Consider the following 21806-nt stretch of genomic DNA (forward strand, 5'->3'; position numbering starts at 1 on the left):
TCGTGTCCTTAATGAGTCAGGGTTGCCAGGTCTACCGGGGCTTGTTGCGCCGGAGCGGCAGTCGGAAGGTATTGTTGTTCAGCGCTTACCGCCCACTGCTGGTAGCGGCGGTAAAGTTGTTCAAAACGTTGAGCCTGTTCTGGGCGAGGTTGCATCGTCTTTTCTACTGCGCTCGCCATGTGTTGCTGGGCGGCTGGAATGTCTGCATGGACCTGCGCGGCAACGGCGGCGAAGATAGCCGCACCGAGCGCGCAGCACTGGTCTGAAGCGACAATCTGCAGCGGACGGTTTAGCACGTCGCAGCAGGCCTGCATGATAACCGGGTTTTTACGCGCGATACCGCCGAGCGCCATGACGTTGTTAACCGCAATGCCTTGTTCGGTGAAGCATTCCATGATGGCGCGCGCGCCAAAGGCCGTGGCGGCAATCAGACCACCGAACAGCGCTGGCGCATCGGTTGCCAGATTCAGGTCGGTAATGACGCCTTTCAGACGCTGATTGGCATTCGGCGTACGACGACCATTAAACCAGTCAAGCACCACCGGTAGGTGATCCAGCGACGGATTTTTCGCCCAGGCTTCGGTGAGCGCTGGCAGCAGCTGTTTTTGGCTGGCTTTAATCTGGGTTTTCAGTTCCGGGTGCTGCGCGGCAAGCTGTTCCAGCGGCCAGCTCAACACGCGGCTAAACCAGGCATAGATGTCGCCGAAAGCAGATTGCCCCGCTTCCAGACCGATAAAATGCGGCACCACGCTGCCATCAACCTGCCCGCAAATGCCTTTCACCGCGCGTTCGCCAACGCTGTGTTTATCGGCAATCAGAATGTCGCAGGTAGACGTGCCGATGACTTTCACCAGCGTATTGGGCTGTGCGCCTGCGCCGACCGCGCCCATATGGCAGTCAAAAGCGCCGCCTGAAATCACCACGCTTTCCGATAGACCCAGGCGCTGCGCCCACTCGGCACACAGAGTGCCAACCGGCAGGTCCGCCGTGAAGGTGTCGCTAAACATTGGGTATTGCAGATGGCGGTTGAGGATGGGGTCGAGTTCGTCAAAGAAACTGGCTGGCGGCAGCCCCCCCCAGCTTTCATGCCACAGGGATTTATGCCCGGCGCTGCAGCGACCGCGACGAATATCCTGGGGGCGCACAGTATTGGAGAGCAGGGCCGGAACCCAGTCACACAGCTCAATCCATGAGACCGCCGCCTCGGCGACCGCGTGGTCCTGGCGAGTCACGTGCAGGATTTTTGCCCAGAACCATTCGCTGGAATAAATACCGCCAATATAGCGGGAGTAATCGATCTTGCCTGGCGTGTGGCACAGGCGAGTAATTTCTTCGGCTTCTTCTACCGCAGTGTGATCTTTCCACAGAACAAACATCGCATTCGGGTTTTCCGCGAACTCCGGGCGCAGCGCCAGTACGTTGCCGTCGGCATCGATAGGCGCCGGGGTTGAGCCGGTACTGTCAACGCCAATCCCGACCACTTCTGCGCGTTGTTCCGCGCTCAGTTCGGCGAGTACGGTTTTCAGCGCCGCTTCCATGGATTCAATGTAGTCGCGCGGATGATGGCGAAACTGGTTGTTTGGGCCGTCGCAAAACTGCCCTTCCTGCCAACGTGGGTACCACTCAACGCTGGTGGCGATTTCTTCACCAGTGGCACATTCCACCGCCAAAGCGCGTACCGAATCACTACCAAAATCGAGGCCAATTGCAATCGCCATCGTCTTACTCCATCCAAAAATACGGGTATGGATAAACAGTAGTGACCAGGGATAAAAACCGTCAGGCAGGATTCGCTAATCTTATGGACTAAAATGCTGTGGCATCACAAAGTGTGACGCCGTGCAAATAATCAATGTGGACATTTCTGCCGTAGTTATAGACACTTTTGTTAGCCGATTTTGACGTTGGCGTGGTACATGTTTTTTACAAATTGCTTTTCACAAGCGGGGTTGATGGTCCATTACCGCAAACAACTGTGGCCCGCCGGGACGACGGCGATGATGTCTGGCGTAATATGGACAAATTGTTTCTTAGCAGAACCCAGGGAGTATTGAAATTATGGCTGAAACGCAAAACGATCCCCTCCTGCCGGGCTATTCGTTTAACGCACATTTGGTGGCTGGATTGACCCCCATTGAGGCGAACGGATACCTGGATTTTTTTATCGACAGGCCGCTGGGGATGAAAGGCTATATCCTCAATCTCACTATTCGTGGGGAAGGGGTCATTAACAATCAGGGCAAGCAGTTTGTCTGTCGACCTGGCGATATTTTGCTGTTTCCGCCTGGCGAAATTCACCACTACGGACGCCATCCTGACGCCAGCGAGTGGTATCACCAGTGGGTCTACTTCCGGCCACGCGCTTACTGGCAGGAGTGGCTGGCCTGGCCGGCCATTTTTGCCCAGACCGGTTTCTTTCGCCCTGATGAAGCGCATCAACCGCATTTCAACGAACTGTTTGGGCAGATCATCAATGCTGGGCAGGGAGAGGGACGCTATTCCGAACTGCTGGCGATTAATTTGCTGGAGCAATTGTTACTCCGACGTATGGAAGCCATTAATGAGTCGCTGCACCCGCCAATGGACAACCGCGTTCGTGATGCCTGTCAGTACATTAGCGATCATCTGGCGGACAGCAATTTTGATATTGCCAGCGTCGCACAGCATGTCTGCCTGTCGCCTTCCCGTTTGTCACACCTGTTCCGCCAGCAATTGGGCATCAGCGTATTAAGCTGGCGTGAGGATCAGCGAATCAGTCAGGCGAAGCTACTGCTGAGTACCACACGAATGCCTATCGCCACGGTGGGTCGCAACGTCGGCTTTGATGACCAGCTCTATTTCTCTCGCGTTTTCAAAAAATGTACCGGCGCCAGTCCGAGCGAGTTCCGTGCTGGATGTGAATAAAAAGTGAATGATGTGTCCTGAAAGTTGTCATAACTGGCAATCTATTCAGACAATTGATGGCTTGACGAAGTTGAGAAGGGTTATCAAAATCCCTGCTTCGTAAATCTGACGGACACATTATGCAAGCATTGCTGGAACACTTTATTCTCCAGTCCGCCCTGTACTCTCTGATCGCCGTACTTTTGGTGGCCTTTTTGGAGTCTCTGGCGCTGGTTGGTCTGATTCTGCCTGGCACCGTGATGATGGCGGGGCTGGGGGCGCTGATTGGCAGTGGCGAACTGAATTTCTGGCATGCCTGGCTTGCGGGCATCGTCGGTTGCCTGTTGGGGGATTGGATCTCCTTTTGGTTGGGCTGGCGCTTTAAAAAGCCGCTGCACCGTTGGTCGTTCATGAAAAAGAACAAGGCGCTGCTGGATAAAACCGAGCATGCGCTGCATCAGCACAGCATGTTTACCATTCTGGTGGGCCGTTTTGTCGGCCCAACGCGTCCGCTGGTGCCGATGGTGGCGGGTATGCTGGATCTGCCTGTCGCAAAATTTATAGTCCCCAATATTATTGGCTGCGTGCTGTGGCCGCCGTTCTATTTCCTGCCGGGTATTTTGGCGGGCGCGGCAATCGATATTCCTTCCGATATGCAGAGTGGAGATTTCAAATGGCTGCTGCTGGCGACGGCGTTGCTGCTGTGGGTTGGCGGCTGGTTATGCTGGCGGCTGTGGCGCAGCGGCAAAGCGGCAGTCGATCGTTTAACTGCGTATTTCCCCCGCAGCCGTTTACTGTATCTGGCGCCGTTGACGCTCGGGATCGGCGTGGTCGCGCTGGTGGCGCTGTTGCGTCACCCACTGATGCCGGTATATATCGATATTCTGCGCAAAGTTGTGGGTTACTAGCGATTCCTTTGCCGGATGGCGGCTTCACGTTATCCGGCCTACGAAATATGAGGCTTGATGCCTAACAGCGCTGAGGCGCTGGCTTGACCGCTTAGTAGCTCGTCTGTTTTGCCTTGCCACGCAATGCGTCCGTCGGCGACCACGATTGACCGGGGCGCAATTCGCGCCGCATCTTCGACGCTGTGGGATACCATCAGCAGCGTAAGCTGCTTATCACGGCAGACCTCGGCGACCAGGGTTAACATCTCCTGACGCAGCGCGGGATCGAGCGCAGAGAACGGTTCATCGAGCAGCAAAATGGGTTGCTCCCGCACCAGACAACGCGCCAGCGCCACACGTTGTCGCTGCCCGCCGGAAAGCTCACCGGGGAGTCGCTCCAGCAGTGAATCGAGCCCCATTTGCCGGGCGATGTGGTGCATTTTCTCCCGCTGCGATGCGTTCAGTTTTAATCCCGGATCAAGACCCAGACCGATGTTTTGCCACACGCTCAGATGGCTGAACAGATTGTTTTCCTGAAACAGCATGGAGACGGGACGACGCGAAGGAGGCGTTGCGGTGTGATCTTCACCTTCAATCATCATTGTGCCGCTGGCAGGCGCAAGAAAGCCGGCAATCAGATTCAATAGCGTACTTTTCCCGGCGCCGCTGGGCCCGAGTATTGCGACCTGCTCACCGCGCGAGACTGACAGCGTAAAGCGCATGGGCAAATGGTGGTAAAGCCATGTGATATCAATCAGTTTTAACATTTCTACCCGGCAATTTCTCAATAACGGTAAACAGCGTAAAACACAGGATCAGCAGCAAGAGCGCCGTAACCGCGCCATCCTGACTGCGATAAGATCCAATCTGCTGATATAGATAAAACGGCAAGGTGCGGAAATCCTCATTGCCAAATAACGCCACCACGCCAAAATCGCCAATCGACAGTACGCAGGCAAAAGCCATCGCCTGCGCCAGCGGACGTTTCAGTGCCCGCAGTTCAACCACTTTCAGCCGCGACCATCCCTCAATTCCCAACGACTGGCACAACATACTGTAGCGTGCGGTCACGTCACGCATTGGGTTTTCCAGTACCTTCAGCGCGTAAGGGATCGCCATCAGCGCGTTGGTGAAAATCACAATGCCGTCGGCGGATTCGGGGAGACCAACGGTGTTATTGAGCAGCAGAAAGAAGCCGGTTGCCAACACGATGCCCGGCATGGCGAGGATCATCATGCCGCTAAGCTCCAGTACCTGGCCTGCCAGCACCTGCTGTCGGGCGCGCAGTTCGCGACTGCTCCATAACAGCATCATGGTGAGTATCACGCATAATGCCCCTGCCGCCAGCGCGATGCGCAGTGAAGTTCCCAACGCCTGCCACAGAACCGGCTGCATAAGCACATCCAGAACCTGGCGGTTAAGACCATCGACAATCACTGCCAACAGCGGCGGCAGCAACAGCAACAGGGCCAGGAAAATCAGCAAGGAGTCTGCCAGACGGCTGTGCAGACGATCGTCGGGATCGCGCCAGCCCTGAACCAGCGTGGTGCCGGGCGCAATAGCGCGGCTCAGGCGTTGACTGAGGAGCACCAGCGCTAAACAACACAGCATCTGGATCAACGCCAGCATAGCGGCACGGGCGGGATCGTAATCGAAATTCAGCGCCTGATAGATAGCCAGCTCAATGGTGGTGGCCTGCGGCCCGCCACCCAGCGACAAAACGGTGGCGAAGCTGGCGAAGCACAGCATAAAGATGAGCGCGGCGACGGGAAGGATCTGACGGCGTAACCATGGCCATTCGACAAAGCGGAAGAAATGCCAGCCGCGAATACCCAACTGAGCGGCTAACTGTCGCTGTTCACCGGGAATATTTTCCAGCGACTGCAACAGCAGACGGCTGGCCATCGGCAGATTGAAAAAAACGTGCGCCAGCAGAATACCCTGCAAACCGTACGGCGAAAACGTCCACTCCAGCCCGAATATCTGCCAGAGTGAGGCTAACCAGCCCTGACGGCCATACACGCTGAGAATGCCAAAGACCGCGACCAACACCGGCAGGATTAACGTCATCGCGCACAGGCGTAGCAGCGCCAGACGTCCGGGGAAACGGCGGCGATAAAGTGCTCTGGCAAGGAAAATTGCCGGGACAACCGACAACACTGCGGATAAAAAAGCCTGCCAGAAAGAAAAACGCACCACGTGCCACAGGTAGTCGTCTCGCCACAGCGAGAGCCATTCTCCTTGTGGGGCGTTAAACCATAGCGCCAGAAACGCGGCCAGGGCTACTGCGACCATCAGCGTGGCGGCAGAAAGCCCTGGAACCAGCCAGCCGGGAATTAACGGCTGACGGCGCGTTGCCATTCGCTAATCCATGTCTGACGCTGAGCCGCAACCTGCTGCGGGGTAAATTCCAGCGCGGTGGCCGGTTTCTTCAGTTGCTCAAATCCTGATGGGAGAGCAACCTGCGTCACCGGATACATCCAGTTGCCGGTCGGAATGGCATTCTGGAATGCCGGAGAAACCATAAACTTGAGGAACTTCTCAGCCAGTTCCGGCTGCTTGCTGGCCGCGGTGCGGGCGGCGACTTCCACCTGCAAATAGTGACCTTCACTAAAGTTGGCGGCGGCGTAGTTATCTTTTTTCTCGTCAATGATGTGATACGCCGGAGAGGTGGTGTAGCTCAGTACCAGATCGCTTTCACCTTTCAGGAACAGGCCGTAGGCTTCGCTCCAGCCCTTAGTGACGGTGACGGTTTTGGCTGCCAGTTTCTGCCACGCCTCCGGTGCTTTGTCGCCATAGACTTTTTGCATCCATAACAGCAGGCCCAGCCCTGGCGTGCTGGTGCGTGGATCCTGATAAATGACGCGCCATTTCTGATCGCTTTCGACCAGTTCTTTCAGGCTCTTTGGCGGATTTTTCAGCTTGTTTTTATCATAGACAAAAGCGAAGTAGCCGTAATCAAACGGAACAAAGGTGTCATTTTTCCAGCCGCCGGGTACGTCAACGGCGTCGTTTGCGACATTGCTCTTGGCGAACAGTTTGGTTTGCGTAGCGGCTTCCAGCAGGTTGTTATCCAGTCCCAGCACGACGTCGGCTTTGCTGTTTTTTCCTTCCATGCGCAGGCGGTTAAGCAGCGAGACGCCATCTTCCAACGCGACCAGCTTCAGTTCGCAGTTGCAGTCAGCTTCAAAGGCTTTTTTGATTGTCGGGCCAGGCCCCCAGTCCGCAGCGAACGAATCGTAGGTATAGACGGTCAGCACCGGTTTGGCGAAGGCAGGCGCTGCGCACAGCAGCAAAAGCGGAAGACATTTTTTAAACACTTTGCACCTCAAGAGTTGGGTGGCAAAGGACTTGAGATAAGCCTCAAATCCCTTCGCCGGCATTATCCGGATCAGGTTCGACGGGTATCTCTCAGCCAGCATATTGCATAGCACCCCGTTGAGAACGGCGTTAGTGTAGTGATTTTGTTGCCGGGCAGCAATTAAGAGCTGGCTCTTAGGGATCCGGCGGCGCAAACCATGCCGATTTAAAATCAAACCAGCCGAGGGTATTCATGCGTAGCCCGCGCATACTGCGCTGGCCCTGAATGATCAGCCAGTGGTGGATCAACGGCACAATAGCCTTTGTGGCGAGCAGCTGTTGGCACCATGCCGCCAGGCTCATTTCACCGGTTCGCCAGCGGGCCGCATCGTTTTCCCAGTCGCGCGAGATACAGTTTTGCAGTAGCGGGACTTCGCACAAATGAGCGAACAGCGAGAAATCCAGCGGGAGGGTAAAGTTGGCGCTGTTGAGCCAGATATCACTGACTATTTCACCTGCATGCCACTGATCGTAGTCGATCTCCTGAATGTTTAGCTGTACCTGATGCTGCGCCAGCAACGTTTTCATGATCTGCGCGATAATCCGATGTTCGATGTGATCGCGATAGTAAGTGAGCGTTAGCGTTTCCAGCCCGGCCGGTTTTTCACCATGCCCGGGTTTGGCGTGGTGCCAGCGGGGGAGTAACCCATAGGCGGGAAACCACAGTCTCTGGTACTGTTCGTCGGCGTGACAGATTAAATTGGTTGGCGAGAGAACCCGGCTTGCCCACTCGCGAACCTCCTGATTAGCACCACGATGGGTGCGTGTATCAAACAGCAGGTAGTAGCAGCCTTCTTCCAGTCGACTTTCAATCGCCTTTTCATCCTCCGTGGGACCTTTTAGCGTCAACCCGCCGCCCGGCTCTTCGCCGATGTCAGGTAATACCCAAACGTTAACTTCATCGATCAGCGCCCGGTAGCCGAAGTAATCATCAAATGCGCGAATTTTCAGTTGGTTATTAGTATTGCGCATCACGGCATATGGGCCGGTGCCAATCGGATGGCTGGAAAAGTTATTTAGCGTTTCCCATTCTCGCGGCAGGATCATGGCGGGGACTTGCCCCAGTAGCCAGGGAAGCCAGCGGTCCGGTTGGGCAAGATGGATATCCAGCGTCCAGGCGGTGGGCGAGACGATTTGCGTAATGTGCGAGTACAGCGGCAGTGCGTTGATGCGCTGTAGCGAGGTAATGACATCCTCCATTTCCAGCTCACGGCCATGATGAAAATGGATCCCCGGGCGCAGGAAGAATCGCCAGTGTAAAGGCGAAATCTGCTGCCAATGATGCGCAATGTCGGCTTCCAGTTCCCCATTTTCCTCATTTACCAGAATTAAGGAACTGAAGATTTGTCGGGCAATATGGGTTTCGGAGCGGCGTAACGCCGTGCCGGGGAGCAGATTGCGCATAGGGCGATAATAGAGGACGCGCATGATGTGCCGCCCCTGGCGAAAACTGCGTCCCAGGTGGGAAACCAGCATTTGTCTGACGGCCGTTTTATCACCGACCAGTTGCACCAGTTGATCGATACGATCCTGTTCCAGCAGGTCTTCTGCCCGCTGCTGCTGGAGCGCCAGCCCGGTATAGAGAAATGTCAGGCGCGAGCGTTTACCCCGCCCAACTTCGGCTTCCCACGTTAACCAGCCGCGATCCTGCATGGTATTAAGCAGGGTGCGCATATGACGGCGCGAGCAGCTCAGCAGCTCCGCCAGTTCGTTTAGCGTCGTGTCTTGCGTTTTGCCGTCACAGCATTGCCACAGACGGATGAACTGTTGTTGCAAACGACCAGAAGACATAAAAGGGGAACTCCTGCGGAAAACTCAGCAATTTTATTATCCCTATATTAAGCCAATAATAGATTCCGATGAAGCGATGAGACAACGAAGGGGTCATCTATGCGTCAGTTCTGGTTGAAGTACTTTACTGCGACGGAAAAATCGTCCTGGTTGGCTTGCCTGAGCGCACCGCAGCGCTTAAAGATGCTTGAAGAACTGATGCAGTGGGAGGTGACAGCCTGACCTCCGAATTGCGAGTTGCAGACATCATGTGTGACTGAGTATTGGTGTTAATCGCCGCGCCAGCAGGTATTATCTGCTGGCTTTTTTCGTTTCAGCTGCGCTTAAAAGGAAAGATATGCTCTGGATTATGACCATGGGACGGCGCCTTAACGGCGTTTACGCGGCATTTATGCTGGTCGCTTTTATGATGGGTGTGGCCGGGGCGTTGCAGGCCCCCACGCTGAGCCTGTTTCTGAGCCGTGAAGTCGGGGCGCAGCCATTTTGGGTCGGGCTGTTTTATACCGTCAACGCTATTGCCGGGATCGGGGTCAGCCTTGGTCTGGCGAAACGATCCGATAGTCAGGGCGATCGGCGAAAACTGATCATGTTCTGTTGTCTGATGGCAATCGGCAACGCGCTGCTGTTTGCCTTTAATCGCCACTATCTCACGCTGATCACCTGCGGTGTGCTGCTGGCTTCGCTGGCAAATACCGCCATGCCGCAGCTGTTTGCGCTGGCGCGGGAATATGCCGATAGCTCGGCGCGTGAAGTGGTGATGTTTAGCTCGGTGATGCGTGCGCAGCTTTCGTTGGCGTGGGTGATAGGGCCGCCGCTGGCTTTTATGCTGGCGCTGAATTACGGCTTCACGGCGATGTTTTCCATTGCCGCAGGCATTTTTGCCATTAGCCTGGTGCTGATCGCGATGATACTGCCATCTGTGGCTCGGGTGGAGCAACCTGTCGATGTGCCGCTGGAACAGGCCAGCGGTTGGCAGGACAAAAATGTACGCATGCTGTTTATTGCCTCCACGCTGATGTGGACCTGCAATACCATGTACATCATTGATATGCCGCTGTGGATTAGCCTTGAGCTGGGCTTGCCGGACAAGCTGGCCGGGATCCTGATGGGCACCGCGGCCGGGCTGGAAATTCCGGCGATGATTCTGGCGGGCTACTACGTGAAACGCTTTGGTAAGCGGCGCATGATGATCGCGGCCGTAGCGGCGGGCGTACTGTTTTATCTTGGTCTGATCTTCTTTCACAGCCGCACGGCGCTGCTGGTCCTGCAACTGTTTAACGCGGTATTTATCGGCATTATCGCCGGAATAGGAATGCTGTGGTTTCAGGATCTGATGCCGGGGCGTGCGGGATCGGCGACCACATTGTTTACCAACAGTATTTCAACGGGCGTGATTCTGGCGGGAGTGATTCAGGGAGCGGTGGCGCAAAGCTACGGGCATTTTGCCGTTTACTGGGTGATTGCGGCGATTTCGGTGGCCACGCTGGTGATGACCGGGCGGGTGAAGGACGTCTAATCATGTTGCCGGATGCGCAGCGCATCCGGCGTCACAATGACTAGCGCATAAACGCGGGCTGCCTGTCTTCGTATTCGGTGATGGCGGCTTCGTGCTGCAGCGTCAGCCCGATGCTGTCCAGACCGTTCAGCATGCAGTGGCGACGGAAGTCATCGATCTTAAAGCTGTAGGACTTATCGCCCGCTTTGACGACCTGCGCCACCAGATCCACTTCAAATGTAACCCCCGGATTGGCTTTCACCAGGGTAAACATTTCATCGACCTGCGCGTCGCTCAGGGTTACCGGTAGCAGTTGGTTGTTGAAACTGTTGCCGTAGAAGATATCGGCGAAGCTTGGCGCGATCACTACTTTAAAGCCGTAGTCGGTCAGCGCCCACGGCGCATGTTCGCGTGAAGAGCCGCAGCCAAAGTTTTCCCGCGTCAGCAGAATCGACGCGCCTTTATATTCCGGAAAGTTCAGCACAAATTCTGGATTTGGCTGTTGACCCTTTTCGTCCAGGAAACGCCAGTCGTTAAACAGATGGGCGCCAAAACCGGTGCGTGTGACCTTCTGCAAAAACTGTTTCGGGATAATTGCATCGGTATCGACGTTGGCGGCATCCAGTGGGACAACCAGGCCGGTATGCTGGGTAAATTTCTCTGCCATGGTAGTTTCCTTATTTGATGCTGCGAATGTCGGCGAAGTGGCCGGTAACGGCGGCGGCGGCGGCCATCGCCGGGCTGACTAAATGCGTGCGGCCACCGCGGCCCTGACGACCTTCAAAGTTACGGTTGCTGGTGGATGCGCAGCGCTCGCCTGGATTCAGGCGGTCATTATTCATGGCCAGGCACATGGAACAGCCCGGTAAGCGCCATTCAAATCCTGCTTCGATAAAGATCTTGTCCAGACCTTCCGCTTCCGCCTGCGCTTTCACCGGACCAGAACCCGGCACCACCAGTGCCTGTACGCCCGGCGCGACTTTGCGCCCTTTGGCGATTTCCGCCGCGGCGCGTAAATCTTCAATGCGCGAGTTGGTGCAGGAACCGATAAACACTTTATCGATAGCCACTTCTGTTAACGAAATGCCAGGTTTCAGCCCCATATACGCCAGCGCTTTTTCCGCCGATGCGCGCTCAACGGGATCGGTAAATGATGCCGGATCGGGAATATAATCGTTCACCGAGATCACCTGACCCGGATTCGTTCCCCAGGTGACCTGCGGCGCGATCTCTTCTGCTTGCAGAGTGACGACGGTATCAAACGTTGCGCCGTCGTCGGTTTGCAGCGTTTTCCAGTACTCAACCGCGTGGGCAAAATCCTCGCCTTTCGGCGCATGTAAACGACCTTGCACATAGTTAAAGGTGGTTTCATCCGGTGCGACCAGACCCGCTTTGGCCCCCATTTCAATGGCCATGTTACACAGGGTCATACGGCCTTCCATGCTCAGCGCACGGATGGCTTCGCCGCAAAATTCAACCACATGCCCGGTACCGCCCGCGCTACCGGTTTTACCGATAATCGCCAGCACGATATCTTTCGCCGTGATGCCCGGCGCGGCTTTGCCGTTGACTTCAATCTTCATGGTTTTGGCGCGACCCTGTTTCAGGGTTTGCGTTGCCAGCACATGTTCAACTTCTGAAGTGCCAATACCGAACGCCAGCGCGCCGAATGCGCCGTGGGTGGCGGTGTGGGAGTCGCCACAGACGATGGTCATTCCCGGCAAGGTCACGCCTTGCTCAGGCCCCATCACGTGGACAATACCCTGATACGGGTGATTCAGGTCGTACAGTTCAACGCCAAATTCATTGCAGTTTTTGATCAGTTCCTGCATCTGAATACGCGCCATTTCACCGGAGGCGTTAATGTCTTTGGTCTGCGTTGAGACGTTGTGGTCCATGGTGGCGAAGGTTTTACCCGGCTGGCGCACCTGACGGCCATGCGCGCGCAGACCATCAAACGCCTGCGGGGAGGTGACTTCATGCACCAGATGGCGGTCGATATACAGCAGCGGGGTTTCGTTTTGCGCCTCAAAGACTACGTGCGCATCAAATAATTTTTCGTATAACGTTTTGGCCATGATTACACCCCTTCTGCGACGTAACGGGCAATGATGTCGCCCATTTCATCGGTACCGACTGCGGCAGCGCCACGGGCCAAATCACCAGTGCGAATGCCTTCTTCTAATGCGCGGTTAATGGCGCTCTCAATTGCGGTTGCCGCATCGTTGGCATCCAGGCTGTAGCGCAGCAGCAGCGCCAGCGACAGGATCTGGGCGATAGGGTTAGCAATGTTTTTCCCGGCGATATCCGGGGCGGAGCCGCCAGCAGGCTCGTACAGACCAAAACCCTGCTCGTTCAGGCTGGCGGATGGCAACATCCCCATTGAACCGGTGATCATGGCGCACTCGTCAGACAGAATGTCGCCAAACAGGTTGGAGCACAGCAGGACGTCGAACTGGGAAGGATCTTTGATCAACTGCATTGTCGCGTTGTCGATGTACATATGCGCCAGTTCAACGTCCGGATATTCATTGGCAATTTCATTGACGATTTCACGCCACAGAATAGAGGTTTGCAGCACGTTAGCTTTATCAATTGACGTCACTTTACGGCGACGCTGGCGAGCTGACTCAAACGCGATACGGGCAATACGTTCGATCTCGAAACGGTGATATACCTCGGTATCAAATGCTTTTTCATGTTGCCCGCTGCCTTCGCGGCCTTTTGGCTGACCGAAGTAGATCCCGCCGGTCAGTTCACGCACGCACAGGATGTCGAAACCGTGAGCGGCGATATCGGCGCGCAGAGGACAAAACGCTTCCAGCCCCTGGTACAGCTTTGCCGGACGCAGGTTGCTGAATAATTTGAAGTGCTTACGCAATGGCAGCAGCGCACCGCGTTCAGGCTGCTGGTTTGGCGGCAGGTTTTCCCATTTCGGACCGCCAACGGAGCCAAACAGAATGGCGTCAGCTTGCTCACAGCCTTCAACCGTAGCCGGCGGCAGCGGCTGACCGTGGTTATCAATGGCGGCGCCACCCACGTCGTAGTGGCTGGTGGTAATGCGCATGTTAAAACGGTGGCGAATTGCGTCCAGTACTTTCAAGGCTTGCGCCATCACTTCCGGGCCAATACCGTCACCCGGCAAAACAGCAATATGGTAATTCTTCGACATCACACGGTTTCCTTGTTGTTCTCGTTGTTCTGAGCTTTGCGTTGCAATTCTTTTTCGACTTCTTCGGCGCGCCAGATATTGTTCAGCACATGGACCATCGCTTTGGCGGAAGACTCGACAATATCCGTTGCCAGACCGACGCCGTGGAAGCGGCGACCGTTATAGTTGGCGACGATATCCACCTGACCCAGCGCATCTTTACCGTGCCCTTTGGCGGTCAGGCTGTATTTCACCAGTTCGACGTTGTATTCCGTCACGCGGTTGATGGCCTGATAAATGGCATCAACCGGGCCGTTACCGTTCGCCGCTTCGGCTTTGACGTCTTCACCGCAGGCCAGCTTGACGGAGGCAGTAGCAATGTCATTTGAGCCGGATTGCACGCTGAAGTAATCCAGACGGAAATGTTCTGGCTCTTCCTGCTGTTTGTTAATAAAGGCCAGCGCTTCCAGGTCGTAATCAAATACCTGACCTTTTTTATCCGCCAGCTTCAGGAAAGCGTCGTACAGGTTGTCCAGATTATATTCACTCTCTTTATAGCCCATCTCATCCATGCGGTGTTTCACCGCGGCGCGTCCGGAACGGGAGGTCAGGTTCAACTGTACCTGATTCAGGCCGATGGATTCAGGCGTCATGATTTCGTAGTTTTCACGATTTTTCAGTACGCCGTCCTGATGAATGCCGGAGGAGTGAGCAAAGGCGCCGCTACCGACAATCGCTTTGTTAGCCGGAATGGGCATGTTACAGATTTGGCTCACTAACTGGCTGGTACGCCAGATCTCCTGATGATTAATGCGGGTCTGTACGTTCAGGATATCTTTGCGTACTTTGATCGCCATGATCACTTCTTCCAGGGAGCAGTTACCAGCGCGTTCGCCGATACCGTTCATTGCGCCTTCCACCTGGCGCGCTCCGGCGTGAACGGCAGCCAGCGCGTTGCCGACGCCCAGGCCTAAATCATCATGGGTGTGTACGGAGATGATGGCTTTATCGATATTCGGTACGCGTTCGTACAGACCGGAAATGATTGCGCCAAATTCGAAAGGCATGGTGTAGCCGACGGTATCGGGAATATTGATGGTTTTGGCACCGGCGTTAATGGCGGCTTCTACTACGCGAGCCAGGTCTGCGATAGGGGTACGGCCAGCATCTTCGCAGGAGAATTCCACGTCATCCGTGTAATTACGCGCACGCTTAACCATATAGATAGCCCGCTCGATCACCTCATCCAGCGTACTGCGCAATTTGGTCGCGATGTGCATCGGCGAGGTGGCGATAAACGTATGAATGCGGAAAGCTTCAGCGACCTTCAGGGATTCAGCTGCAACATCAATATCTTTTTCAACGCAACGGGCTAAGGCGCAAACGCGGCTGTTTTTAACCTGACGAGCGATGGTTTGAACCGACTCAAAGTCACCTGGTGAAGAGACTGGGAAACCCACTTCCATCACGTCAACGCCCATACGCTCAAGGGCCAGCGCAATCTGCAGTTTTTCTTTCACACTCAGGCTTGCCTGTAACGCCTGTTCTCCATCGCGTAAGGTGGTATCGAAAATAATGACTTGCTGGCTCATGGTTTAGGTCCTTGGTCTTTAGGGCGCCTTGCTTCGAGCATAAAAAAACCCGCGCAACGGCGCGGGTTTCTGTCTTAACTGGAGCTGACTTAATGCTGAATGTCGTTCACCAGTCTACCGCGCAACGAAGATGCGTTTAGTAGTAGTAGACCGTTGAAACGAGCAATGTAAGTCATCAATTAAGCTCCAGGCGAATGCGATATGCTTTTAGTGGTACTGGATATGAACTCCGATGTCAACCCCATCCCTTGTAAATGCCCCTGTAGCAGATAAAAGTTTAGGCAAAACTTAAGCGAATTGTGCTGAATTTGTTGGCGTATATAAAATTAATCTGCTGATGCTTGTACATAATTTTCATGGTTTGACATATTTAAGCATATTTATTCGCATTTATTGTAACGGTTCGTTGAAGTCGATGGCGCGATTAAGATTTTATATCTTTATGATTTGTCTGTTTTTATAGCAATACTGAATAGATCGGGGCACAGCGGAAGGACATGATTGATAAATTAATGTTAACTTTTAATGTATTAATAATATAAACATTTAATTAAAACTTAAATATACATTCATGATGTGTATGATTGTATATTCGCCATGCTTATGGTTATATTGTTTTTGAAATTTAAACATATGAATCATCGTGCAGTGACCTCTGCCACACTGCGCTCGCATTGCTGTTTTGTTCATTTAGGTTTGTACCTTTATGTTTTCCTAATTTTAATGTTTTTCCTTTTTCTTATTTTATATGCATGGTAAATCATATTAGCGGAGGTTATTTCTTTACTCCGTCTGGGAAAAGGGAGTTTAGAGTGACAGTGGAGTTAACTATGCCAGAAGTAAAAATAATAGATAAACCCAATCTTTTAGAGCCAGGAAAACCGCAACTTCGCATGGTTGACCTTAATCTTTTAACCGTTTTTGATGCGGTGATGCAGGAACAGAATATTACCCGCGCTGCGCATACCCTGGGAATGTCGCAACCAGCGGTCAGTAATGCGGTAGCGCGCCTCAAAGTCATGTTTAATGATGAGCTTTTTGTTCGTTATGGTCGGGGGATCCAGCCGACAGCAAGAGCTTTCCAGCTATTTGGTTCCATTCGTCAGGCATTGCAATTAGTGCAAAACGAACTGCCTGGATCGGGTTTTGAACCAGCCAGCAGTGAACGTGTTTTCAATCTCTGCGTATGCAGCCCATTAGATAATATCCTGACATCGTTGATTTATAATCGGGTTGAACAGGTCGCGCCAAACATTAATGTCATATTTAAATCTTCACTTAATCAAAATACCGAGCATCAGCTGCGTTATCAGGAAACAGAGTTTGTTATTAGCTATGAAGAATTCCGTCGTCCAGAATTCTCAAGTATTCCGTTATTCAATGATGAAATGGTATTAGTGGTAAGCAAAAAGCATCCGCGCATTAGTGGTCCATTATTGGAAAACGATGTTTATAATGAGCAACACGCGGTGGTTTCGCTGGATCGCTTCGCATCTTTCAGTCAGCCGTGGTATGACACGCCGGATAAACAATCCTGCGTCGCTTACCAGGGCATGGCATTAATTAGCGTTCTTAATATTGTGTCGCAAACGCATCTGGTCGCTATTGCGCCACGTTGGTTGGCAGAAGAGTTCGCTGATTCTTTAGAACTTCAGATATTACCTTTACCTTTAAAATTGAACAGCCGTACATGTTATCTTTCCTGGCATGAAGCTGCAGGCCGGGATAAAGGACATCAATGGATGGAAGAGCTGTTAGTCTCCATCTGTAAGCAATAGCATTCAGCAGAACAAGCCGGATAATACATCTGGTTTGTTCTGCTTTTTTATTTGTATGCAAAATTTTATGCTGAAATCCACTTTCCAGGATTAGCTAACCGTGTAAAAAAATAGAGTAATAGCTGTAAGTCTCCCTTTTTAAGCGATTATTTATCATATCATTTACTTATCCTGGTTTAATTCTCCATTAAATCGACGCTTTCCTCCGTTTTATTCTTATTTGCTCTGAGGCTACTCCAGCGGAGTCAATTGCCATGCGTCATCGTCAGCGGTTAATGTGTTGTTAAACCGTTATTCATTATAAGAGTGAGGCAAGCCATGGAGATGTTGTCTGGAGCCGAGATGGTCGTCCGATCGCTCATCGATCAGGGTGTAAAGCAGGTATTCGGTTATCCCGGGGGGGCCGTCCTCGATATTTATGATGCGTTGCATACGGTCGGTGGTATTGATCATGTGCTGGTTCGTCATGAGCAGGCCGCGGTACACATGGCTGATGGCCTTGCGCGCGCCACGGGGGAGGTGGGCGTCGTATTAGTCACTTCAGGACCCGGCGCTACCAACGCGATTACCGGGATTGCAACGGCTTACATGGATTCCATTCCGCTGGTGATCCTCTCCGGGCAGGTCGCAACGTCGCTGATTGGCTACGATGCCTTCCAGGAGTGCGACATGGTGGGCATATCCCGCCCGGTGGTGAAGCACAGCTTCCTGGTCAAACAAACAGAAGACATCCCACAGGTGCTAAAAAAGGCCTTCTGGTTGGCGGCAAGCGGTCGTCCGGGGCCTGTTGTGGTCGATTTGCCGAAGGATATTCTGAATCCCGCCAGGAAACTGCCTTACAGCTGGCCGGAGTCGGTGAGTATGCGTTCGTATAATCCGACGACTACCGGACATAAAGGGCAGATAAAACGTGCTCTGCAGACGTTAGTCGCGGCTAAAAAACCGGTTGTGTACGTGGGTGGTGGCGCCGTTAATGCCGCCTGCCATGAGCAGTTGTGCCAGATCGCTGAAGCTCTTAACCTGCCTGTTGTTTCCTCGCTGATGGGGTTAGGCGCGTTTCCGGCAACACATCGCCAGGCGTTGGGAATGCTGGGCATGCATGGAACTTACGAAGCAAACATGACCATGCATCATTCCGATGTGATCTTTGCCGTCGGCGTGCGCTTTGACGATCGAACAACCAATAATCTGGCAAAATATTGTCCAAATGCGACCGTGCTGCATATCGACATCGATCCGACCTCTATTTCGAAAACCGTCACTGCGGATATTCCGATTGTCGGCGATGCTCGTCTGGTACTTGATCAGATGCTCGAACTGCTGGAGCAGGAAAAATCTCAGCAGCCGCTGGATGATAACCGTGACTGGTGGCAACAGATTGAACACTGGCGCGCCCGTCAGTGCCTGAAATATGACACGCAAAGTGAAAGCATTAAGCCACAGGCGGTGATTGAAACCATCTGGCGTCTGACGAAAGGGGATGCGTATGTGACTTCTGACGTGGGTCAGCATCAGATGTTTGCCGCACTCTACTACCCGTTCGATAAACCACGCCGTTGGATTAACTCTGGCGGCCTCGGCACCATGGGATTTGGTTTACCTGCGGCGCTAGGCGTAAAAATGGCATTGCCTGAGGAAACGGTGGTGTGCGTGACCGGGGATGGCAGCATTCAGATGAACATCCAGGAACTGTCGACGGCGCTGCAGTACGAGCTGCCGGTACTGGTGCTCAACCTGAACAACCGCTATCTCGGCATGGTCAAACAATGGCAAGACATGATCTACTCTGGACGTCATTCACAATCTTATATGCAGTCGCTGCCCGATTTTGTGCGCCTTGCCGAGGCTTATGGGCATATTGGTATCCAGATTAACCATCCTGAAGAACTGGAAAGCAAACTGAGTGAAGCGCTGGAGCATGTGCGCAACCGTCGTCTGGTGTTTGTCGATGTCACCGTTGATGGCAGCGAGCATGTCTACCCGATGCAGATTCGTGGGGGCGGTATGGATGAAATGTGGTTAAGCAAAACGGAGAGGACCTGATTATGCGCCGGATATTATCGGTATTGCTGGAAAACGAGTCGGGTGCCTTGTCGCGTGTGATAGGCCTTTTCGCCCAGCGTGGATACAATATTGAAAGCCTGACCGTCGCGCCCACTGACGATCCAACCTTATCGCGAATGACGATTCAAACGGTAGGGGATGAGAAAGTCCTGGAGCAGATCGAAAAGCAGCTACATAAACTGGTGGATGTTCTGCGCGTGAGCGAACTGGGGCAGGGCGCCCATGTTGAACGCGAGATCATATTGGTGAAAATCCAGGCCAGCGGCTATGGTCGGGAGGAGGTGAAACGCAACACGGAGATTTTCCGCGGGCAAATCATCGACGTCACGCCGTCCATCTACACCGTACAGTTGGCGGGCACCAGTGATAAGCTGGATGCGTTCCTGGCAACATTACGTGAAGTCGCCAAAATTGTAGAGGTAGCCCGTTCTGGCGTGGTGGGGCTTTCTCGCGGCGATAAAATCATGCGCTAATAGTCGACTGTAGGCCTGATAAGCACAGCGCCATCAGGCATCATCGCGGAGGCCATGCCGGATGACGGTGTAAACGCCTTATCCGGCATGGAGGGTTTTCGCTGATGCTATCTGTTGCGCTTTTTTTTGCGAAATCAGCAGTAACCAGAGACAAAAGCGGTTGCCGCAGTCATTATTCTGCGCTTAGATGTTAAGAAACTTAACCCATGCCATCACAAAGGTTATGGTTTGTACATTTTACGCAAGGGGCAATTGTGAAACTGGATGAAATCGCTCGGTTGGCCGGCGTTTCGCGAACGACTGCAAGCTACGTTATTAATGGCAAAGCAAAGCAATATCGCGTAAGCGACAAAACGGTTGAAAAAGTCATGGCGGTGGTGCGTGAGCATAATTACCACCCGAATGCCGTGGCGGCCGGGCTGCGTGCTGGACGCACACGCTCTATCGGGCTGGTGATCCCGGATCTTGAGAACACAAGCTATACCCGGATTGCAAACTATCTGGAGCGCCAGGCGCGTCAGCGCGGGTATCAACTGTTGATTGCCTGCTCTGAAGATCAGCCTGATAACGAAATGCGCTGTATTGAGCATCTTTTACAACGCCAGGTTGATGCCATCATTGTGTCGACTTCCTTGCCGCCAGAACATCCGTTCTATCAGCGCTGGGCAAACAGTTCATTCCCGATTGTGGCGCTGGACCGTGCGCTGGATCGCGAACATTTCACCAGCGTCGTGGGCGCGGACCAGGATGATGCGGAAATGCTGGCGCAGGAGTTACGTAAATTCCCTGCAGAAACCGTACTTTATCTGGGCGCGCTGCCTGAATTATCCGTCAGCTTCCTGCGTGAGCAGGGCTTCCGTACCGCGTGGAAAGACGATCCGCGTGACGTTCATTTCCTTTACGCCAACAGCTATGAGCGGGAAGCGGCCGCGCAGCTCTTTGATAAATGGCTGGAAACGCATCCCATGCCTCAGGCGCTTTTTACCACGTCGTTTGCTCTGTTGCAGGGGGTGATGGATGTGACCCTGCGTCGCGATGGGCAGTTGCCGTCTGATTTGGCGATAGCGACTTTTGGCGATCACGAACTGCTCGACTTCCTGCAGTGTCCGGTGCTCGCGGTGGCGCAACGCCATCGCGATGTAGCTGAACGTGTGCTGGAGATTGTGCTGGCAAGTCTGGATGAGCCGCGTAAACCCAAACCTGGGTTAACGCGTATACGGCGTAATCTGTACCGTCGCGGTATTCTGAGCCGTAACTAAGTTGCCTCATTTGGTGACGTCAACGGGATAAGCCTCTGACGTCATCAAATATTCTATTCTCAGAAATAACCTCATTATAATTAAGAATATTCTTTAGAATTATCTGAAATTGATTCTTGAATTATGCCGAATTAAAAATGCAACTCTCCATTTTTGGGTTATTGAAGCGTAAAGATGCGTTACGGTTGTATTATTTTGTTACATGCTTGTAGGGATTTGCCGAATTAACAAACACTTTGCTGCCCTATGCCGACAACCTCACGCTTACCTCGCTCCTGCACGGCATACAGACTGATTAACTGGTACTGTTATCTCGCTGCATATTGTCCTAAAATGCCGCTCGCGTCGCAAACTGACACTTTATATTTTCTTTTGATGATATTCGGTTGTTTTAAACAATCATGAGTTGTTGGATTTTTTTCTTACAAATATTCATGACGTTAATTTGCTTCGTTTGCTGTACGGAATTTGTTCAACGCTGATATTAGCTGTAAACAATGTGTTTTTTGCTCCGCTTAGCGCCGTGACTTGCTTGACAAGGTTTTCCTCCGCTCCGTAAACTCCTTTAAGTGGGATTTTGTGGGATAAAGTGGTAATCGGGGGTGAGACTGGCATGTTCCGGGGAGCAACGTTAGTTAATCTCGACAGTAAAGGGCGCTTATCGGTGCCCACCCGTTATCGGGATCAACTGCTCGAGTGCGCTACCGGTCAAATGGTTTGCACCATTGACATCCATCACCCGTGCCTGCTGCTGTACCCCCTGCCTGAATGGGAAATTATCGAGCAGAAGTTATCGCGTCTGTCGAGCATGAATCCAGTTGAGCGTCGCGTACAGCGCCTGTTGTTGGGGCATGCCAGCGAATGTCAGATGGATAGCGCTGGCCGATTATTGATAGCGCCGATTCTGCGGCAACACGCGGGGCTAACGAAAGAAGTGATGCTGGTTGGGCAGTTCAATAAGTTTGAGCTGTGGGATGAAACGACCTGGTATCAACAGGTCAAGGAAGATATCGACGCTGAGCAGTCTGTTACCGGCGCGCTGTCGGAACGATTGCAGGATTTGTCTCTATAAA

General features: G+C 53.1%; 19 protein-coding genes and 1 riboswitch. Of the genes, 9 read left to right on the top strand and 10 right to left on the bottom strand.

Features of this window, described 5'->3' with window-relative positions; genetic code table 11:
* Positions 1–8 precede the first annotated feature (8 nt).
* Entirely contained in the window at positions 9–1718 is a 1710-nt protein-coding gene (gene araB, locus OGV69_RS10530) for a ribulokinase (protein WP_069324067.1), read from the bottom strand.
* A 340-nt stretch (positions 1719–2058) separates the two neighbouring features.
* Here araB and araC point away from each other — a divergent pair, with 340 nt between their 5' ends.
* A complete protein-coding gene (gene araC, locus OGV69_RS10535; RefSeq protein WP_006686679.1) occupies positions 2059–2904 on the top strand; it encodes an arabinose operon transcriptional regulator AraC in 846 nt (281 codons plus the stop codon).
* Between the two features lie 119 nt (positions 2905–3023).
* On the top strand, positions 3024–3791 hold the full coding sequence (locus tag OGV69_RS10540) for a DedA family protein (RefSeq protein ID WP_038637157.1): 768 nt from the start codon (positions 3024–3026) through the stop codon (positions 3789–3791).
* A gap of 38 nt (positions 3792–3829) precedes the next feature.
* On the opposite strand, the gene thiQ is transcribed toward OGV69_RS10540, so the two are convergent.
* From thiQ to sgrR, 4 genes are all read right to left on the bottom strand, one after another.
* Positions 3830–4537 (bottom strand): thiamine ABC transporter ATP-binding protein ThiQ, encoded by a 708-nt coding sequence (thiQ, locus tag OGV69_RS10545; RefSeq protein WP_069324066.1) that lies wholly within the window; start codon positions 4535–4537, stop codon positions 3830–3832.
* A complete protein-coding gene (gene thiP, locus OGV69_RS10550) occupies positions 4521–6131 on the bottom strand; it encodes a thiamine/thiamine pyrophosphate ABC transporter permease ThiP (protein WP_038637161.1) in 1611 nt (536 codons plus the stop codon). The genes thiQ and thiP overlap by 17 nt, the downstream gene beginning before the upstream one ends.
* On the bottom strand, positions 6107–7090 hold the full coding sequence (gene thiB, locus OGV69_RS10555) for a thiamine ABC transporter substrate binding subunit (protein WP_069324065.1): 984 nt from the start codon (positions 7088–7090) through the stop codon (positions 6107–6109). The genes thiP and thiB overlap by 25 nt, the downstream gene beginning before the upstream one ends.
* Before the next feature lie 30 nt (positions 7091–7120).
* A riboswitch (TPP riboswitch) is annotated at positions 7121–7218 on the bottom strand.
* A 47-nt stretch (positions 7219–7265) separates the two neighbouring features.
* Positions 7266–8921 carry an HTH-type transcriptional regulator SgrR gene (gene sgrR, locus OGV69_RS10560; RefSeq protein ID WP_038637166.1) on the bottom strand — a complete coding sequence of 552 codons (1656 nt, stop codon included), beginning with the start codon at positions 8919–8921 and terminating at the stop codon, positions 7266–7268.
* Positions 8922–9020: 99 nt separating this feature from the next.
* Here sgrR and sgrT point away from each other — a divergent pair, with 99 nt between their 5' ends.
* Positions 9021–9143, top strand: a complete 123-nt coding sequence (gene sgrT / locus OGV69_RS10565; RefSeq protein WP_016151681.1) for a glucose uptake inhibitor SgrT — start codon at positions 9021–9023, stop codon at positions 9141–9143.
* Between the two features lie 115 nt (positions 9144–9258).
* Entirely contained in the window at positions 9259–10437 is a 1179-nt protein-coding gene (locus OGV69_RS10570; protein WP_069324064.1) for a sugar efflux transporter, read from the top strand.
* Positions 10438–10477: 40 nt separating this feature from the next.
* On the opposite strand, the gene leuD is transcribed toward OGV69_RS10570, so the two are convergent.
* From leuD to leuL, 5 genes are all read right to left on the bottom strand, one after another.
* Entirely contained in the window at positions 10478–11083 is a 606-nt protein-coding gene (leuD, locus tag OGV69_RS10575; protein ID WP_069324063.1) for a 3-isopropylmalate dehydratase small subunit, read from the bottom strand.
* Positions 11084–11093: 10 nt separating this feature from the next.
* Positions 11094–12494 carry a 3-isopropylmalate dehydratase large subunit gene (gene leuC / locus OGV69_RS10580; protein WP_069324062.1) on the bottom strand — a complete coding sequence of 467 codons (1401 nt, stop codon included), beginning with the start codon at positions 12492–12494 and terminating at the stop codon, positions 11094–11096.
* 2 nt (positions 12495–12496) lie between these two features.
* Positions 12497–13588 (bottom strand): 3-isopropylmalate dehydrogenase, encoded by a 1092-nt coding sequence (gene leuB, locus OGV69_RS10585; protein ID WP_038637178.1) that lies wholly within the window; start codon positions 13586–13588, stop codon positions 12497–12499.
* Positions 13588–15159, bottom strand: a complete 1572-nt coding sequence (leuA, locus tag OGV69_RS10590) for a 2-isopropylmalate synthase (protein ID WP_038637181.1) — start codon at positions 15157–15159, stop codon at positions 13588–13590. Before leuA ends, leuB begins: the two co-directional genes overlap by 1 nt.
* Before the next feature lie 89 nt (positions 15160–15248).
* Positions 15249–15335, bottom strand: a complete 87-nt coding sequence (gene leuL, locus OGV69_RS10595) for a leu operon leader peptide (protein ID WP_049002746.1) — start codon at positions 15333–15335, stop codon at positions 15249–15251.
* A gap of 654 nt (positions 15336–15989) precedes the next feature.
* Between leuL and leuO the strand changes: the two genes are divergently transcribed.
* The 5 genes from leuO to mraZ all read left to right on the top strand — a co-directional run bounded on the left by leuO (position 15990) and on the right by mraZ (position 21805).
* The gene (gene leuO / locus OGV69_RS10600) at positions 15990–16937 is read left to right on the top strand and encodes a transcriptional regulator LeuO (protein ID WP_038637183.1); all 948 of its coding nucleotides are present in this window, start codon (positions 15990–15992) and stop codon (positions 16935–16937) included.
* 318 nt (positions 16938–17255) lie between these two features.
* Positions 17256–18980 carry an acetolactate synthase 3 large subunit gene (gene ilvI, locus OGV69_RS10605; protein ID WP_071888094.1) on the top strand — a complete coding sequence of 575 codons (1725 nt, stop codon included), beginning with the start codon at positions 17256–17258 and terminating at the stop codon, positions 18978–18980.
* A 2-nt stretch (positions 18981–18982) separates the two neighbouring features.
* Positions 18983–19474 (top strand): acetolactate synthase small subunit, encoded by a 492-nt coding sequence (gene ilvN / locus OGV69_RS10610; RefSeq protein ID WP_069324061.1) that lies wholly within the window; start codon positions 18983–18985, stop codon positions 19472–19474.
* 254 nt (positions 19475–19728) lie between these two features.
* Positions 19729–20733 carry a catabolite repressor/activator gene (gene cra, locus OGV69_RS10615; protein ID WP_038637189.1) on the top strand — a complete coding sequence of 335 codons (1005 nt, stop codon included), beginning with the start codon at positions 19729–19731 and terminating at the stop codon, positions 20731–20733.
* Between the two features lie 613 nt (positions 20734–21346).
* Positions 21347–21805 (top strand): division/cell wall cluster transcriptional repressor MraZ, encoded by a 459-nt coding sequence (gene mraZ / locus OGV69_RS10620; protein ID WP_038637194.1) that lies wholly within the window; start codon positions 21347–21349, stop codon positions 21803–21805.
* Position 21806 lies beyond the last annotated feature (1 nt).

The sequence above is a fragment of the Citrobacter sp. Cc139 genome, from assembly GCF_030334645.1.
In the GTDB taxonomy this organism is placed as follows: Bacteria; Pseudomonadota; Gammaproteobacteria; order Enterobacterales; family Enterobacteriaceae; genus Citrobacter; species Citrobacter werkmanii.